Source organism: Streptomyces sp. NBC_01465 (genome assembly GCF_036227325.1).
In the GTDB taxonomy this organism is placed as follows: Bacteria; Actinomycetota; Actinomycetes; order Streptomycetales; family Streptomycetaceae; genus Streptomyces.
In genome coordinates this window covers 2633610-2650922 of sequence record NZ_CP109467.1, presented here as the reverse complement: position 1 = coordinate 2650922, position 17313 = coordinate 2633610, and the positions used below count along the sequence as shown (strand labels likewise).

General features: G+C 72.3%; 15 protein-coding genes. 9 read left to right on the top strand and 6 right to left on the bottom strand.

Annotated elements, in window-relative coordinates:
- Nucleotides 1-21 precede the first annotated feature (21 nt).
- Both OG707_RS12175 and OG707_RS12170 read right to left on the bottom strand, forming a co-directional pair.
- A complete protein-coding gene (locus OG707_RS12175; protein ID WP_329117375.1) occupies nt 22-1185 on the bottom strand; it encodes an ROK family transcriptional regulator in 1164 nt (387 codons plus the stop codon).
- Nucleotides 1186-1412: 227 nt separating this feature from the next.
- Nucleotides 1413-2450, bottom strand: coding sequence for a mechanosensitive ion channel family protein (locus OG707_RS12170; RefSeq protein WP_329117373.1), 1038 nt, complete (start codon nt 2448-2450; stop codon nt 1413-1415).
- A gap of 236 nt (nt 2451-2686) precedes the next feature.
- On the opposite strand from OG707_RS12170, the gene OG707_RS12165 reads away from it, so the two are divergent.
- Complete coding sequence (locus tag OG707_RS12165; protein ID WP_329117371.1) at nt 2687-3223, top strand: HNH endonuclease; 537 nt, start codon at nt 2687-2689, stop codon at nt 3221-3223.
- A gap of 45 nt (nt 3224-3268) precedes the next feature.
- Here the strand turns inward: OG707_RS12165 and OG707_RS12160 are convergent, their stop codons facing one another.
- Nucleotides 3269-6190 (bottom strand): beta-N-acetylglucosaminidase domain-containing protein, encoded by a 2922-nt coding sequence (locus OG707_RS12160; RefSeq protein WP_329117368.1) that lies wholly within the window; start codon nt 6188-6190, stop codon nt 3269-3271.
- 217 nt (nt 6191-6407) lie between these two features.
- On the opposite strand from OG707_RS12160, the gene OG707_RS12155 reads away from it, so the two are divergent.
- From OG707_RS12155 to OG707_RS12145, 3 genes are read left to right on the top strand one after another with little or no spacing between them, the layout of a single operon-like run.
- The gene (locus OG707_RS12155) at nt 6408-6632 is read left to right on the top strand and encodes a hypothetical protein (RefSeq protein WP_329117366.1); all 225 of its coding nucleotides are present in this window, start codon (nt 6408-6410) and stop codon (nt 6630-6632) included.
- The gene (gene malQ / locus OG707_RS12150; RefSeq protein ID WP_329117364.1) at nt 6633-8684 is read left to right on the top strand and encodes a 4-alpha-glucanotransferase; all 2052 of its coding nucleotides are present in this window, start codon (nt 6633-6635) and stop codon (nt 8682-8684) included.
- A 20-nt stretch (nt 8685-8704) separates the two neighbouring features.
- Nucleotides 8705-8932: a hypothetical protein gene (locus tag OG707_RS12145; protein ID WP_329117363.1), complete on the top strand. Its 228-nt coding sequence runs from the start codon at nt 8705-8707 to the stop codon at nt 8930-8932.
- A gap of 68 nt (nt 8933-9000) precedes the next feature.
- On the opposite strand, the gene OG707_RS12140 is transcribed toward OG707_RS12145, so the two are convergent.
- Nucleotides 9001-9507 (bottom strand): MarR family winged helix-turn-helix transcriptional regulator, encoded by a 507-nt coding sequence (locus tag OG707_RS12140; RefSeq protein ID WP_329117361.1) that lies wholly within the window; start codon nt 9505-9507, stop codon nt 9001-9003.
- 110 nt (nt 9508-9617) lie between these two features.
- On the opposite strand from OG707_RS12140, the gene OG707_RS12135 reads away from it, so the two are divergent.
- The 5 genes from OG707_RS12135 (at nt 9618) to alc (ending at nt 14886) form a co-directional block, all read left to right on the top strand.
- The gene (locus tag OG707_RS12135) at nt 9618-10895 is read left to right on the top strand and encodes an MFS transporter (protein ID WP_329117359.1); all 1278 of its coding nucleotides are present in this window, start codon (nt 9618-9620) and stop codon (nt 10893-10895) included.
- A gap of 34 nt (nt 10896-10929) precedes the next feature.
- Nucleotides 10930-11853, top strand: a complete 924-nt coding sequence (locus tag OG707_RS12130) for an EamA family transporter (protein ID WP_329117358.1) — start codon at nt 10930-10932, stop codon at nt 11851-11853.
- A gap of 29 nt (nt 11854-11882) precedes the next feature.
- Nucleotides 11883-12785 carry a DMT family transporter gene (locus OG707_RS12125; protein WP_329117355.1) on the top strand — a complete coding sequence of 301 codons (903 nt, stop codon included), beginning with the start codon at nt 11883-11885 and terminating at the stop codon, nt 12783-12785.
- Nucleotides 12786-12799: 14 nt separating this feature from the next.
- Entirely contained in the window at nt 12800-13693 is an 894-nt protein-coding gene (locus tag OG707_RS12120) for a LysR family transcriptional regulator (protein ID WP_329117353.1), read from the top strand.
- A 65-nt stretch (nt 13694-13758) separates the two neighbouring features.
- The gene (gene alc / locus OG707_RS12115) at nt 13759-14886 is read left to right on the top strand and encodes an allantoicase (RefSeq protein ID WP_329117351.1); all 1128 of its coding nucleotides are present in this window, start codon (nt 13759-13761) and stop codon (nt 14884-14886) included.
- 13 nt (nt 14887-14899) lie between these two features.
- Here the strand turns inward: alc and OG707_RS12110 are convergent, their stop codons facing one another.
- The gene (locus OG707_RS12110) at nt 14900-16102 is read right to left on the bottom strand and encodes a hypothetical protein (protein ID WP_329117349.1); all 1203 of its coding nucleotides are present in this window, start codon (nt 16100-16102) and stop codon (nt 14900-14902) included.
- The gene (locus OG707_RS12105) at nt 16099-17238 is read right to left on the bottom strand and encodes a HesA/MoeB/ThiF family protein (protein ID WP_329117347.1); all 1140 of its coding nucleotides are present in this window, start codon (nt 17236-17238) and stop codon (nt 16099-16101) included. Before OG707_RS12105 ends, OG707_RS12110 begins: the two co-directional genes overlap by 4 nt.
- Nucleotides 17239-17313: the final 75 nt, after the last annotated feature.

The following is a 17313-nucleotide window of genomic DNA, read 5'->3' as shown; positions in this document are numbered from 1 at the left end:
GGCGGTGCGGGGGTCTGTGGGTCAGCGGGCGGAGGTGTCGAAGACCTCGTCGCGGGTGGTGGCGAGCGCGCTCTCCAGCGCGCCTTGCAGAACGGGATGCTGCTGTACGTCGCCGAGCACGAGCCGGGGCCTGGAGGCGGCGAGCTCGGCGAGCTCGCTCTCCACCAGCTCGCGCAGGGGTTCGCCTCCGGCGGTGATCACTTCACCGGAGAGCACGACGAGTTGGGGGTCGAGTACGGCGACGACCGAGGCGAGTCCGGTGGCGAGCCCCGTCGCGTACGTCTCCAGGAGCTGTCGCAGGGGACCGCTGCCGGCGGCCGCACCGCGCTCCACGAGCGAGGCGGCGATGTCGGGATACGCGCCGTGCCCGGCGTCGTCGATCCCCAACTCCCTTGCCAGGCGCACCAGTACGTGGGCTCCGGCCAGCTCCTGGTACCCGCCGGCGTTGGCCTTGGTGACCTGCCGCATCAGGGGCACACCGGGGACGGGCATGAACCCGACCTCGCCGGCGCCCCCGGTGAAACCGCGGTGCAGCCGGCCGCCCAGGACGACGGCGGCGCCGACGCCCTCCTCGTTCCAGAGGAGGACGAAGTCCTCGTGACCGCGGGCCGCGCCGAGGCGCTGCTCGGCGATGGCGACGAGGTTGACGTCGTTCTCGTACTCGACCGGCATGGGCAGGGCCGCGGCCAGCTCGTCGAGGAGGGTGGGGGAGTGCCATCCGGGCAGGTGGGAGGCGTAACGGAGGCGCCCGGTGCTGGGGTCGAAGGCGCCGGGGGTGCCGATGACGACGCGCCGCAGGTCGTCGCGGGCGAGCCCGGCGGCCTTCACGGCCCCGTCGAGCGCGTCGACGACCTGGCGTACGGCGCTGACGTTGCGCCGGCCCGGGGTCTCCAGCTTGAACGTGCCGACCGTGCGGCCGGTGACATCGGCTACGGCGGCCCTGATCCGCTGGGGGTTCACATCGAGCCCGGCGGCGTAAGCTGCACGCGAATTGACCGCGTACAACTGGGCGTTGGGCCCGGGACGGCCTTCGCTGGTCCCGGTGGCGACGACGAGCCCGGCGGCTTCGAGCCGCGCGAGCAGCTGCGACGCGGTCGGCTTCGACAGTCCGGTGAGCTTGCCGATCCGGGTCCGCGACAAAGGCCCGTGCTCAAGGAGCAGGTCCAGCGCGGCGCGGTCGTTCATGGCCCGCAGTACACGCGGTGTACCCGGGATCGTTCCTCCGGCCACCTGCCCCACCCACCCCTCGGGCACTGTTAGGAAACTTTCCTATTCAGTGAGAGGAACGTAGGCCGCACGTCAGCGGCACGTCAATGCCCCGCACCCCACAGGCAACCAAAGCGTTACCTACGGAGATGCGGGGCAGGGTGCGCGGCGGTGTGTACGGCGGTGTGTACGGCCGTGCGCGCGGGCTACTTGGTGATGTTCGGCGGGGTGATCGGAGCCGCCGCGAGCGACTGCGGGGACGTCGGGTTGGCGAGCGCCGAGGGGGCCGCCATCGCGGCCGACGAGTCCGCCGGGGGCTCCTCCGTGTCCACCGCGGCCGGGCCGCCGACGATACGGATGCCCGCCTCGTCCAGCGCGCGCTTCAGGCGCCAGCGCAGCTCGCGCTCCACGCCCAGCGCCTTGCCGGGCATCGTCTTGGCCGAGACCCTGATGATCATGGAGTCCAGGAGGACCGAGTCGAGGCCCAGGACCTCCACCGGGCCCCAGAGGCGCTCGTTCCAGGGCTCCGACTTCGCGAGCTCCTCGGCCACCTCGCCGATGACCTCGCGCAACCGGTCCAGGTCCTCCGTCGGCTTGACCATGACGTCGACCGCGGCCGTGGCCCAGCCCTGGCTGAGGTTGCCGATGCGCTTGATCTCGCCGTTCCGTACGTACCAGATCTCGCCGTTGTCCCCGCGCAGCTTCGTCACGCGCAGGCCCACCTCGATCACCTCGCCGGAGGCGACCCCGGCGTCGATCGAGTCCCCGACCCCGTACTGGTCCTCCATGATCATGAAGACGCCGGAGAGGAAGTCGGTGACCAGGTTGCGGGCGCCGAAGCCGATCGCGACACCCGCGACACCCGCCGAGGCGAGCAGCGGGGCCAGATTGATCTGCAGGGTGGAGAGGATCATCAGGGCGGCTGTGCCCATGATCACAAAGGTCGCGACCGAGCGGAGGACCGAACCGATCGCCTCCGAGCGCTGGCGGCGGCGCTCCGCGTTGACCAGCAGACCGCCGAGAGCCGTGCCCTCCACCGCCGTCGCGCTGCGGTTCATCCGGTCTATGAGCTTGGTCAGGGAGCGGCGGATGACCGTGCGCAGGACCATGGCGATGACCAGGATCAGGATGATGCGCAGACCGACCGAGAGCCAGGTGGACCAGTTCTGCTCGACCCAGCCTGCGGCGTTGTTCGCCGACTGCTGGGCCTGATCGAGGGTGGCGGCCGTCTGGGGCTCACTCACGGCTGAAACCTCCGTATGTGCGGGCAGACCCTCCACCCTAACGGGGGACAGACAAAGGGTTGTTGTCGTGCCCGGGGGAGAGACACTCCTCACCTGGGGATGTACAGGGTGTGGTCCAAAACACCTCGGGCCCGTTACCTGGTGATGGTGGCGCTTCGACCAGGCATGAGGAGAGACTGAAGGCAGATCGTCCCGGCGCGAGCCACGCGCCGCCGGCGTACAAGGAGGCATCCACCGTGCCGCACGTCCTGGTCCTCAACGCGTCGTACGAGCCCCTCGGCGTCGTACCGCTCCGCCGCGCGCTCGTCCTCGTCCTCGAGAACAAGGCCATCTGCCTCGAGGAATCCGGCGCCTTCATGCACAGTGCCACCCGCATCGTCCCCGCTCCCAGCGTCGTACGACTCAAGCGGTTCGTGCGGGTCCCCTACCGGGGGCCCGTTCCTCTCACCCGGCGTGCGCTGTTCGCCCGTGACGGCGGACGCTGCGCCTACTGCGGTGGCGTCGCAACCAGCGTCGACCATGTCATTCCGCGCAGCCGCGGCGGACAGCACCGCTGGGACAACGTGGTGGCGGCCTGCCGCCGCTGCAACCACGTCAAGGCCGACCGGCACCTTCTGGAGCTGGGGTGGCGACTGCGTCATCAGCCCGAACCGCCGAGCGGGCTCGCGTGGCGCATCATCGGGACCGGGCATCGGGATCCGCGCTGGTTGCCCTACCTGCAACCATTCGGCGCGGACGACGCCCTGGCCCGGATCGACGGCATCTCAGCCTGAGGATCCGGGCTTTTGCTGTGGTGGCGCCGACTGGCCCGGTGAGGGTCAGCCGGCCACCGCGTACGCCTCGACCGACCAGAGCGAGTAGCCGAAGCGGGTGGCCCGCCGGTCGCCCTGGACACGGACGAAGCGGGTGTCCTTCGCGTCCATTCGGACCGATTCCGTACCGCCCCTGCCATCACGGACCGTGGCCGCCGTACGCCAGGTGCGGCCGTCCGCCGAGGTCTGGATGCGGTAGCCGCTCGCGTACGCGTCCTGCCAGTGCAGCACCACCTGCCCCAGCCGCACCTTCTTCCCCAGATCGGTCTGCCACCACGCCCCGTCCTCCGCCGGTGAGGACCAGCGGGTCTTCGGGTCGCCGTCGGAGGCCGCCGTGGCCGGGAAGTCCGGGGTCTCGTCGCCGGACGAGGAAGGGGTCGCCGTACGGGCGAGATCGGGGCCCGCGGTGCGCGGATAGGCCCGGACGGTGAGCGTCCGCTCCTCGCCGTGGAAGGTGACGGGGACGCGGTACTCGCCGGCCGGGGTCGACGGGTCGACCGTGACGTCGAAGGGGACGGTCGTACCGGCGCCGCGCTGGGCCGTCGCCTGCCGCGGGACCTCGACATGGATGCCCCGGGGCGCCTTCGCGCTCAGGGCGCCGCGCACATCGGCGGGGCGTTCGGCGGTCAGCCGGGCCTGCACCCGCTGCGGCCGGCCGCCGATCTCGGCATCGGCCTCGTCCCGTACGAACGCGAACGCGGCCTGCGGGCCGTCCGCGAACCACGGGGTGAGACGGCGTACGGAAGGAGCCGCTCCGGTCCAGCTGAGGCGGACCGCGTCAGCGCGCACGCCCTTGGCCGCGGTCTGCGTCCAGCCGGTGGGGGAGAGGACGCCGATCCTGCGCCAGCCCTGACCGGGAACGTGTGCCTCGACCGACGCGTTCTCATGGGTACGGGGGACGACCGCCGCAGTGACCGCGTCGACGGGGCGCACGCGGTCGAAGGCGACCGTGTAGGAGCTCGCGTCCTGCGCGACGGTGCCCGCGGCCGCCGTGCGGTCCGCGCCCGTCCAGGCGTCCGACGCCTTGGCGGCCCGGTCGAGGAACGGGGCGAGCACGCCCTTGCCGACGGTGACCCGGCCGGCCGCGGCGGCCTTGCGCACCGGCTCCAGCGCGAGCTGCGCCTGCCAGGCCGCGGCTCCGTCTCCGCGCGCCTGCGCCTGCAGGACGTCGACGGCGAGCTCGCCCGCGCGCCCGAACCGCGCCAACTGGTCGATCCAGGGCCCCACTTCGTCGTCCAGGGCCCCGCCCGCCGTGTCCTTGAGCCGGTGCGGGGCCTCGGCCATCACGGCGAAGGCGGCGCGCAGGTCCTTGGCGGCCTTGTCCTGCGCCGTCCGGTCGGTCGTCGTGCGCGCGGCCCAGAAAGCGGCGATCAGCGGCTTGAGATAGGCGGATTCGTCGCCGCCCAGGACGGAGGACGCGTCGTTCGCGGAGAGGGCCGTGAGCGCTTCGCGGGTCTTCGTGCTGCCGCCCGCGAGGTCGTCGACGGCCGCCTTCCAGGACTCCTGGGGGTTGTACGCCTTGGGGTTCCAGGCGTAGTCGGCGGCCGTGAAGAGCGGGATGCGGGAGGCCGACGGCTGCTGCATGGCGTTGGAGAGGAGGGCGGAAGAGCCGCCCGCGACGGCGGAGTCGCGGCCGGTGTAGGGACCGAGGAAGATCCGGCCGGGCGCGTAGTCGTTGACCGGGTAGTTGTCCATGGTGACCAGCGGGTGCTTGAACGCGGCGCGCGCACCGGCCAGTTCGGACCCGGTGATCGTCTTCGGTACGACGCCGACGCCCGTCCACGCCACCTGCACGGCGGGGTCCAGCTGCGCGGCGAGCGCGCTCCGGTAGGCGGTGGCCCCGTCCTGGAAGTACTCGGTCGGCATCAGCGACAGCGGGCCCGCGCCCGGGTGGTGGGCGGCGAGGTGCTGGGCGACCGCGCCCGCGACGCGCGCCTGCGCCTTCGCGGCGGCCTCGGGGCCCGAGCCGAAGGTGTCGGAGTCCGCCGAGCAGTGCCACTCGCTGTAACTGACGTCCTGGAACTGCAGTTGGAAGGAGCGCACGCCCAGCGCCCACATCGCGTCGATCTTGCGGTTGAGCGCCTTCACGTCGTCGTCCGAGGACATGCACATGGCCTGCGCGGGGGCCACGGCCCAGCCGAGCGTCACATGGTTGCGGGCGGCGCGCTCCGCCAGGGCGCGGAAGTCGGCGCGCTGGGCGGCGGGGTACGGGTCGCGCCAGCCGGCCTGGCGGTAGGGGTCGTCGCCCGCCGCGTAGAGGTAGCGGTTCTGTTTCGTACGGCCCATGAAGTCGATCTGGGCCAGGCGCTGTTCACGGGTCCAGGGCTGTCCGTAGAAGCCCTCGGTCATGCCGCGCACAGCCGTCCCCGGCCAGTCGCGCACGACCACGCCCGGGACCTCGCCGCGGCGGATGAGCTGGCGGAGGGTCTGCACGGCGTGGAAGAGGCCGTCCTCGCCGATGCCGTCGAGCGCGACGGTGTCGCGTCCTTCGACCTGTCCGGTGGCGATGCGGTAACCGCCGGAGGGGAGATCGGTGCTGTCGGGGGCGCGGAGCGCGCGCAGGGCGTCCTGGGCGCCGGAGCCGCCGAGGCGTACGACGGGGCCGCTGCCCGGGAGCTGCGTCGACACGGTCCGTACGCCTGTCTGCGCGAGGACGTCCTTCAGGGCGTCGACGGCGTACGGATCGGCGTCGGGTGCGGCGTCCAGGGTCACTTCACGGCCCAGCGCCACGGACTGTCCGGCGGCCCGCAGGGACTGCGGCCGCGGCCATACGGACGGCAGCGTGCTGTCGCTGCGGTCCTTGGTGGTGGTCGTGCCGGGGGTGTTCGGGTCGTTCGGGGCGGCGAAGGCACCGGGCGCGGTGCCGAGCAGACCGCCGATCACGGCGACCGCGACGGCCGTCGCCCTTCTCCTGCGACCGAGCTGCACTGCTCTCGCCTCCCGCGCTTCGTGGGTGTCGAGCCCACCACCACGGGGCAGGGGGTGTCAACGCAAGTGGCCGGTGTGCCGGAATTGCCCGTCGGGAAGTCGGGCCGCGGGGAACGGAATGTGACCCGGCACACGTTGGCAGGGTGTACATGGATGCGGCTGCGCCCGGTGGGTAGGGCTGGATGCGTCCCGACGTCGACACCTCAGGAGGCCCGCCGTGGCCGCATCAGCTCAGCTCCTCCTCTCCGCCCTCTCCAAACAGGCCCCGGAGCCGGTGATCGAGGAGTACGCGGACATCTCCACCACCAGCGCCATGGAGCTGCCCCTCACCAGCGAGCCCTCGTTCTCCGACGCGGCCCCCCTGACCAGCGAACCGCCGCTCGCCGACGTCACCCCGCTCACCAGCGAGCCCACCGCGTACGGAACAGCCGCGGGGCTCTGAATGGCCCTGGCCCGCCTTGCCGCGCTGCACGGTGTCGCCACCTCCTACTCCCCGTCCGACGACCTCACCGTCCAGGTCCCCGACACCACGGTCGTCGCCGTGCTCGCAGCGCTGGGCGTCGACGCCTCGACCCCGGCGGCGGTCCGCGGTGCGCTGGCCGCGGGCGAACGGGACGTGTCGTTACGCCTGTTACCGCCCACCGTGGTGGCGTGGGGCCCCCGGCGGCCCGAGGCGCTGCGCGCGCTGCCCGCGGGGACGACGCTGCGCATCACCACGGAACAGGGCCGGACGCTCACCGCCGCCGATGAACTCCCGCTCGGTGTCCACCGGTTGGCGGCCCGCGCCGCCGACGGGCGCACCGCCGAGGCCACGCTCGTCGTCGCCCCCGAGCGCGTACCGCAGCCGCCCGCCCGCACGCACGGCTTCCTGGTCCAGCTGTACTCGCTGCTCTCCACCCGCTCCTGGGGCATGGGCGACCTGGGCGACCTCGCCGAACTCGCCGCCTGGTCCGGGCGGGTGCACGCCACCGGATTCGTACAGGTCAATCCGCTGCACGCCGCTGTGCCCGGCACGCCCACCGACCCGTCGCCCTACCGCCCCTCCTCGCGCCGCTTCCCCGATCCCGTCCATCTGCGCATCGAGTCGATCCCCGAGTACGCGCACCTGACCTCGGACCGCGCCCCGCTGCTCCAACGGGCCGCCGCCCTGCGCACATCCGTACTGGACGAGGACGCGCTCATCGACCGCGACGCGGTCTGGGCCCTCAAGCGCGAGGCCCTGGAGCTGATCCGCGACATCCCCCTCGGCCCCGGCCGCCGCGCCGCCTACGCCGACTTCCTCGCCGACCGCGGCCGGGCCCTCGACGACCACGCCACCTGGTGCGCACTGGCCGAGGTCCACGGGCCGAACTGGCACACCTGGCCCGCCGGCCTGCGCGACCCGCGCTCCGCGCAGACCGCCCGCGCCCGCAGTGAGCTCGCCGACCGCATCGACTTCCACTCTTGGCTCGCCTGGCTCACCGACACCCAGCTCGCCGCCGCCCAGCAGACCGCCCGCGACGCGGGGATGGCGATCGGCCTCGTCCACGACCTGGCCGTCGGCGTCCACCCGGACGGCGCCGACGCCTGGGCCCAGCAGGACGCCTTCGCCGCCGGGATGTCGGTCGGCGCCCCGCCCGACGCCTTCAACGCCCGGGGCCAGGACTGGGGCCTGCCGCCCTGGCGCCCCGACGCCCTCGCCGCCTCCGGCTACGCCCCGTTCCGCGAGCTGCTGCGCGGACTCCTGCGCCATGCGGGCGCCCTGCGCATCGACCACGTCATGGGCCTGTTCCGCCTCTGGTGGATCCCGCAGGGCGAGGCCCCGACCACCGGCACCTACGTCCGCTACGACGCCGAGGCGATGCTCGCCGTCCTCGCCCTGGAGGCCCACCGCGCGGACGCCGCCGTCATCGGCGAGGACCTGGGCACGGTCGAGCCCGGCGTACGCGAAACGCTGTCCGAACGCGGCGTCCTCGGCACCTCGGTCCTCTGGTTCGAGCGCGACTGGACCGGTACGGGCCGGCCGCTGCCCCCGGCGCAGTGGCGTAGGGGCTGCGTCGCCACCGCCACCACCCACGACCTGCCCTCCACCGCCGCCCGCCTCACCGGCGAACACGTCGCGCTCCGCCACCGCCTGGGCCTCCTCACCCGCCCGCTCGCCGACGAACAGGCCGAGGACAAGGCGGAGGTCGCCGACTGGCTGGCGTATCTCTCCCGGCTGCGACTGCTCCCGGAGGGCGCGGGCGACGAGGAGGGCGAGATCCGCGCGGTCTACCGCTTCCTGCTGAGCACCCCGGCCCTGATGATCGGCATCTGGCTGCCGGACGCGGTGGGCGACAGGCGCCCGCAGAACCTCCCCGGGACCTGGGACCAGTACCCCAACTGGCGTCTGCCCGTCGCCGATGCGCAGGGCCGCCCCGTCACCCTCGAGGACCTGACCGCATCACCCCGGCTGCACAGCCTCCTGAGCGAGTTCGCACCCCGTACGGCACCCCCGGGCGCGCGCCCGTCCTAGGCGTTCGCTACGTTTGGTCCGTGGACAAGAAGAACGCCCTGCGCGCCGGCGCCGTAGCAGCCGGTACGACGCTGATGATGCTGCTGATGTCGACCAACGCGCTCGCGCTCACGCGCGACGACGGCGACGACCCGGGTTCCGGCCTGAGTGTGTTCGACACGATCGGTCTCTTCGTGGTCGCGCCACTGGCTCTTTTCGCGATCATCGCCGGACTGGTGATGGTGCTGGACAAGTCCAAGAAGGCCTGACGCACTCCAGTTTTTCCTGAAGGCGCGGGCGGGTCGCGTACGTAGGCGTACGCGACCCGCCCGCGCCTTCAGTGTTTCTCCTCCGCTGCGAGCAGCAGCTTCAGCAGCCCCGAGAGCTGCTCGGCCTGCGCCTCGTCCAGCCCCGCGCCGAGCACCTCGCGCTGCACTTCGAGGCCGGCCGCGACCGCCTCGTCGATCACCTTCAGACCCTTGTCGCCGAGGACCACGCGCAGTCCGCGCCGGTCGTGCGGATCGGGTTCGCGGCGCAGCAGCCCGGCCTTCTCCAGCTTGTCGAGCCGGCCCGTCATCCCGCCGGTGGTGAGCATCAGCGTCGCGGAGAGCTGGCGCGGCGAGAGCGTGTACGGCTCCCCGGACCGGCGCAGCGTGGACAGGACGTCGAACTCGCCGCGGGAGATGCCGAACCGTCCGTACTCCCTCTCCATCCGGTCGCCCATGGTGCGCGCGATCCGGTAGATGCGGCCGTAGACGGCCATCGGGACGGTCTCGAGTTCGGGCCGCACGGCGGCCCACTGCGCGGTGATCGCGTCCACGGCGTCCTGGGGGTCCTTGCTCATGGGGTCCAGTGTTGCCGAAGCATCGGTCGCTTGCAAGAAAGTAGCTTGACGGTAAGTCGCTTAGCGATAAGCTACTTTCTACCAAGCAACTTCCACCGGGGGAGCATCCGATGTCTCGCACCACCCGCACCCGCATACCCGGCGAACGCCGGATGCTCGTCGCCATGGCCGTCGACGCGACCGGCTCCGGCATGTACGTCCCCTTCAGCCTGGTCTTCTTCCACCACATCACCGGCCTCTCCTTCGCCGCGGTCGGCCTGGTCCTCACCGTCGTCGGCCTCGTCGGACTCGGTGCACTGCCGCTCGCCGGCTCGGCGGTCGACCGCTTCGGCGCCCACCGCGTCCAGCTCGTCCTGTACGGGATCCGGGGCGCGGGCTTCCTCCTCTACCCCTTCGCCCACTCGCTCCCCGCCTTCGCCGCCGTCGCCCTGATGACCGCCTTCGGCGACCGCGCCTTCCCCGCCGTCCAGCAGTCGCTGATCGGCGAGATCGCCCGGGGCGCCGACCGCGACCGCCTCCAGGCCTCCTCCCGCGCCCTGCGCAACGGCGGCCTCGGCGCGGGCGCCCTGCTCGCCTCGCTGATCGTGGCCCTCGCCGGCGACACCGGCTTCACGGCGGCCGCCTGGCTGAATGCGGCGAGCTTCGCACTGGCGGCCCTGCTCATGAACGGCGTACGGGTGGTCCGGTGCGTCCCCGCCGAACGCCCCCAGGCGGGCTACGGCCTGGTCCTGCGCGACCGCCCCTTCCTCGCCCTGACCTTCGCCAACTTCCTGAACGCACTGGGCTACGCGGCCCTCGCCATCCTCTTCCCGCTCTACATCACCACCTGGCTGCGCGGCCCCGCCGCGATGTCCGGCGCCGCCTTCACCCTGAACACGATCCTGTGCGCGGCGGGCGGAGTGCTGGTGGCCGCCCGCGTACGGTCCCGGGGCGCGCGCCGCACCCGCTCCGCGGCGCTGGGCTCGGTCCTCTTCGCCGGCTCCTTCGTGGCCCTGGTGGTGCTCGGCACGCTCCGACCCGGCTCGGCGTGGCTGATCGGCGCGGCCCTGCTCGCCATCACGGTGCTCTACACGCTGGGCGAACTCGTCCACAGCCCTGCGGCCGGCGCCCTGTCCGTGGCCGCCGCTCCCGCCGAACTCCGGGGCCGCTACATGGCCGCGTACCAGCTCTCCTGGTCCCTGTCGGCGGCCGTCGCCCCCTCGCTCTTCACCGCGCTGCTCGACGTCGACGGCCGACTGCCCTGGCTGCTGCTGGCCGTGACCTCGCTCGCCGCGGCCGCGCTGCTCCTCCGCCTGGAGCGGGTCCTGCCGAAGTCCGCGGTCCACGCGCTGGTTCCGGCCGCCGTGGCCGGCTCTGCCCGCCCGGCGCAGGTCACGGCAGCCGCGTAACCCCTCGTCGCGCCACACCCCAGGAGGACCGCTCATGAACCGCGCAGCGACCGTCGCCCTCACCGCCCTCGCCCCCGTCTCCTGGGGCTCCACCTATGCCGTGACGACCCAACTCCTGCCGCCCGACCGCCCGTTGTTCACCGCTCTCGTACGGGCCCTGCCCGCCGGGCTCGCCCTCCTCGCCGTCACGCGAGTCCTTCCGCGCGGCGCCTGGTGGTGGAAGTCGGCGGCGCTCGGAGCCCTGAACATCGGCGCCTTCTTCCCGCTCCTCTTCCTCTCCGCCTACCGCCTCCCCGGCGGGATGGCCGCCGTCGTCGGTTCCGTGGGGCCGCTCTTCGTCGCCGCGCTCGCCGCCCTCCTCCTCTCCGAACGCCCCACCGTCCGCACCCTGTTGACCGGCATCGCGGCCGCGCTCGGGGTGAGCCTGGTGGTGCTGAAGGCGGCGGGCGCCTTCGACCTCGTCGGCGTCGGGGCCGCCCTCGCCTCGTCCGCCGCGATGTCCGCGGGCACCGTCCTCACCAAGTGGTGGGGCCGCCCCGAGGGCGTCGGAGCCCTCGCCCTCACCGGCTGGCAGCTCACCGCGGGCGGGCTGCTGATCGCCCCCGTCGCGTTCCTCGCCGAGGGTGCGCCGCCCGCGCTCGACGGGCGCAATCTCGCCGGGTACGCGTATCTGGCGCTGGTCAACACGGCGGTCGCGTACTGGCTCTGGTTCCGGGGGATCGGCAAGCTCACCGCCACCTCCGTCACCTTCCTCGGGCCGCTCTCCCCGCTGACGGCCGCCGTCATCGGGTGGGCCGCGCTCGGCCAGACGCTCACTCCGCTGCAGCTCGCCGGGATGGCGATCGCCTTCGGGGCGACGCTCTCGGGGCAGCTGGCGCCACGCGCATCGTTCAGTTCTACTGAAAAGAATCAGCGAAAAGTTTCGATGGACGTGATGCTTTCGGGGCTGCGACGGTAGGGACACACCCGATCAAGGAGGAACCTTCCGTGGCTGTCCTGACCCTTTCCCGCCCCCGTACGGGAAGCACCGCCGCAGGCGCCGGCCTGGCACTCGCCGCCCTCGCCACGGTCGTCTGGTCCGGCAGCTTCGTCGCCTCGCGCGCACTCCACGACTCCGTGCCTCCCGTGCAGGCCGCCTTCTGGCGCTGGATCGTCGCCCTCCTGGCGGTCGCCCCCTTCGCGGCCCGGGCCGCCTGGCGCCAACGGGCCCTGATCCGCCGCCACTTCGGCTTCGTCGCCCTCGCCTCACTCCTCGGCGTGACCGTCTACAACACGCTGGTCAACCAGGCCGGACTCTCCACCTCCGCCGGCAACATGGGCATGATCATGGCCGCGTCACCGGTCCTGATGGCCGCCATCGAGCGCGTGGGCGGACAGCGCCTGGGTGCCCGTCGCACCACCGGGATGCTGATCGCCTGCGCCGGAGTGATCCTCCTGGTCGGCAAGGGATCCCTCGCCCCGGACTTCTCCACCGGCGACCTCTGGATGCTCGCCGCGGCCTGCTGCTTCGCCTCGTACAGCGCGCTCCTGCGCCGCAAGCCGGCCGAACTGACCGGCCCCGCCTTCCTGTTCACCACGTTCGTCCTCGGCGCGCTGATGCTGCTCCCCGCGTACGTCGTCAGCCTCACCACCCAGGGCGGCTTCACGGTCGGCACCGGGACGGTGGGCCCGCTCCTGTACGTCGGCGTCTTCTCCTCCGCCCTCGCCTTCTTCGCCTGGAACAAAGCGATCGCGACGATCGGCGCCGCCCGCGCCGGAGTCGTCTACTACCTCCAGCCGGTCTGCGTCGCGCTCCTGTCCTACCCCCTGCTGGGCGAGACCACGGGACCGCTGCAGCTGCTCTGCATGGCGCTGATCCTCGGCGGAGTCACCCTCGGCGCGCGCAGGTAGATATGTTGCGCCCCATGACCGACTGGGACATCAAGAAGCTGCACATCCTGCGGACCCTGAACGAACGGGGCACCGTGACCGCGACGGCCGAGGCGCTGCTCATGACGCCCTCGGCCGTCTCGCAGCAGCTCTCCAACCTGGCAAAACAGCTCGGAGTCCCGCTCCTCGAAGCGCACGGCCGCCGCGTCCGCCTCACGGACGCGGCACATCTCGTGCTGCGCCACGCCGAGGCCGTCTTCGCCCAGCTGGAGCGTGCGGACGCGGAGCTGTCCGGCTATCTGCAGGGCGAGGCAGGGGAGGTGCGGGTCGGCGCGTTCTCGACGGCCGTGCCCGCGCTGGTCGTTCCGGCGGTACGGGCGCTGCGCGCGTCGCATCCCGCGCTGGAGGTACGGGTCCGGGAGGCGGAGGCGGCGGAGTCGTACGCGCTGCTCTCGGCCGGTGACGTGGACCTGGCGATCTCCCTCGCGGCGCACGCCCCGACGGCCAGGGACGCCCGCTTCACCCGCGTCACCCTGCTCGCCGACCCCCTGGACGTGGCGCTTCCGGCGGCCCATCCACTGGCGGCGACCCCCGGTCTGCGCCTCGCCGATCTCGCCGACGAGCCCTGGATCTTCGGGGGCAGCGGCCCCTGGTCGGAGATCACCAGAACGGCCTGCGAGGCGGCGGGATTTGTGCCCGAGCAGGCGCATTCGGCGGCGGGGTGGACGGCGATCCTGGCCATGGTGGAGGCGGGGATGGGGGTCGCGCTCGTCCCGCGTATGGCGGCGGCGGAACGCCGGGCCGGAGTGGTCACCCGGGTCCTCAGCGCAGACCAGCCGCGCCGGCATGTGATCGCCGCGGTGCGGCGGGGGTCGGAGGAGGGAACGGCGGTGGCGCGGGTGCTGACCGCGCTCCAGAACGTTCAGTAGAACTGAAAGAACCGTACGAAAACTTTCGATGGACCTGCCGTGTCATGTGCTGCGAAAGTCGAAGCATGACGACGCAGCAGGAGAACCAGCCCGAGAACCCGCACGCCAACGACGCAGCCCCCTACGGCGGAGGCGACCCGTACGCCGACTACCGCCCCTTCGAGCACCCCTTCACGGAGCTGGTCGACCTGGCCGACCGGCGCCTGGGTGCGGGTGTGGTCGCCGCGAACGACGAGTTCTTCGCCGAGCGCGAGAACCTGCTGGTCCGCGAGCCGGCGGTCTTCGACCCCGAGCACTTCGGCCACAAGGGCAAGATCATGGACGGCTGGGAGACCCGCCGCCGCCGGGGCACGGAGACCGACCCGTTCCCGGCCCCGGAGGACCACGACTGGGCGCTGATCCGTCTCGGCGCCCCCGGCGTGATCAAGGGAATCGTCGTCGACACGGCCCACTTCCGCGGCAACTACCCGCAGCGGGTGTCGATCCAGGCGGCGTCGGTCGAGGGCACCCCGAGCCCGGAGCAGCTGCTCGCCGACGACGTGAAGTGGGAGGAGCTGATCCCGCCGACGCCCGTACGCGGCCACGCCGCCAACGGCTTCGAGATCACCTCCACCCGCCGCTGGACCCACCTGCGCCTCAACCAGCACCCCGACGGCGGCATAGCCCGCCTCCGCGTCCACGGCGAGGTCGTCCCGGACCCGGAGTGGCTGGACCTGCTGGGCACGATCGACCTGGTCTCGGTCCTCAACGGAGGCGCGTACGAGGACGCCTCGGACCGCTTCTACTCCTCCCCGACGCAGATCATCCTGCCCGGCACCTCGCGCAAGATGGACGACGGCTGGGAGAATCGCAGGCGCCGGGTCCGCGGCACGAACGACTGGGTCCGCTTCCGCCTGGCGGCCCAGGGCGCGATCCGCGCGGTGGAGATCGACACGGCCTACCTCAAGGGCAACTCGGCGGGCTGGATCGCACTGAGCGGCCGCAACGGCGAGACGGGCGAATGGTTCGAGATCATCCCCCGCACCAAGCTCCAGCCCGACACCCTGCACCGCTTCCCCCTCGCAGCCCTGGCCGTCGCCACCCACGTACGCCTCGACACGTTCCCCGACGGGGGAGTGGCCCGGATGCGCCTGCACGGCGAGCTGACGGAGGCGGGCCGCGAGGACCTGCGGGCCAGGCACCGCCAGGGCTGACAGGCGGCAGCCGTCACATCTGCTTCCTGGTACGGCGGTTGCGCCACCAGGTCCGTACCCACAGCAGATGCACCCCGCCGAGTGCGACGACCACCGTCGCCGCGTCGAGGTTCCGCGGCCAGGAGTGGGACGGGCCCAGGGCGGTGACAGCGCGGGCGAGGAGTGTGGCGTCGGCGGGGAGCGTGACCGTGGCGAGGAACAACAGACACAGGGCCGTGCCCACGACCAGCACCATGCTGTACGTGCGCACGGCCCGCCGCTCGTGGGCGGGCAGTTCGCGGCTGGGGTCGTCCTCGGCCGCCGTACGGCGGAGGGCGGCCCGTACCAGCCGGCGGGCCGTGTACCGCGCGTAGGCGGTCCCGTCGCCGTACAGATCCCGGCACCGCGTGAGGTCCTGCACCACGAAGTAGAGATCGGTACGCATGAAGACCAGGAGCTGGAACGGGAGCGGCACCAGCGCCAGCAGCGTCAGCGCCGACAGCAGCCGATGCGACGTGGTGGCCGGTGCGGTGAGGGGAATGAGCAGGATCCCCGTCGCGGCGACGGTCAGATTGGTGGCGATACCGGCCAGATACGCCGTCAACCGGTGTCGCCGCGGGGCGAGTTCGATGCCGCTGATGTCCGTCTGCACCACCAGGAACTGCAGACGGGTGCCGAGGCGCATACGGCCGGGCACCCCTGTGGCCCGCGCCGTCAGCAGATGTGCGCACTCGTGCAGCAGGAGCAGGGCCCAGCCCGCTGCCGCGCCGGTGGCGATCACCAGGCTTCCGTGGGAACTCCACAGGAGCGAGCGGTAGTTGAAGGACATGGGGGCGTGCAGCACCTGAGCGACGACCGCCGCGCCGATCAGCAGGCCGATCGCTGCAGGCACGGCCGGATGCAGGGTCCACCGGACGTGCCGGGGTCGGATCCGAGGCAGGGCGGGTGCGGGCACCTTCTCCGACGGCAGGGGCAGGCCGTCCGCAGCGGCTACGAATCCCAGGTCGACGAGGGCTGCGACGAAGTCGGGTACGTCGATGTCCTCCCCGCTCTCCCGCTGTATCCGGTCGGCGACCTCGGCGACGCCGAGGCCCTCCCCGAGGAGGTCCAGGCAGCGTTTGCCGGTGTCGGGGAGCGCCACGAAGCGGCCGGTGGCCATCCGGCCGACGATCCACTCCGTACCGTCCCGACGTGCGGCCAGGCAGTGGAGGCGGATCCGGGTGGGTGTCACCGTCACGGGCGGTCGCCTCCGCGCCGGTCGTCGCCGCACGCGGGGCAGTCGGGCCTACGCGGGAAACGGTCCAGGACCGGTTCGCCGGGGGTCATGAGATTGATTCCGTACCGCACCCCGGGCTCCATGCGCGGGATGCCGGTGAGCAGGGCGACGGCGGCATGGGCGAGGAGGCTTCCCGAAAGTCCGGCCGTCACGGCGTTCGCAGGATTCCAAGGCATACGGGGCGAGGCGGCGGACTCGTCCTGATCCGGCCCGAGCCGCAGATCGCGCCGCTCCACCTCCCCGGTGCGCAGGCACTCCCAGCAGCCGCCCCGGCCGGGTACGTGGACGCCCACCGTGACCAGGGGGCCGCGGTATCCGGCGACGGCCCAGGGGACTCCGGCGTCCAGGCAGGCGCGGTTGGCCCAGCGCCGGATGTCCGTCGGCCGGTCGGCGGCGAGCAACATCACGTCGTAACCGGGGAGCAGAGCGGAGAAATCGGCGGGGCTTCCCACAGTGCACTGCTCGCCGGTGACGACCACGTCCGAGTTGAGCGCCCGTAGGTCCTCCACCGCGATCCGGACCTTGGGTTCGCCGATGTGGCGCTCCCGGTAGAGGAGCTGGCGATTGAGGTTGGACAGCTCGACCGTGTCGGGGTCCACGCAGTGCATCAGGCCCACCCCGGACGCGACGAGCGCCTGGGCGGCGGAACCGCCCGTGCCGCCGGTGCCGATGAGCAGGACCTTCGCTTGACGCAGGGCGAGTTGGGCATCCCAGGGGCTCTCCCGCGGGCTGAGATCCATCCACCGCAGCAGAGGTACGCCGCGGCTGTAGCGGGTCTGTTCGCGCGTGGACAGGTCGGGCGGGGGAGGCGCGGCGTCGTCCAGGAAGCCGGCTTCCCACAGGTCGGCCATGGCCTGCAGGACGTCCTCGTTCTCCAGTGCGGGATGACAGCGCAGCACCTCTGACGCGACTGCCTGCGGGGTGCGGGATCCGTCCAGGTTCTGCACCAGGGACCAGACCCAGCCCTGCTCGTCCAGGATCTCCGAGCCGATGCCGTGGATCACGCTCCCGATGCGGACATGGCCGTCGACGGTCCGGTAGGCCCGGTGCTCCGGCTTGATGCGGGGTCGCCGCAGGGACCCCACGTTTTTGGCCACAGAGCCACCTCCCGTCACGGATGCGTGCCCTTGACACTCTTGTTCATGCGGATGAATGTTGGCAACAACCGTGTG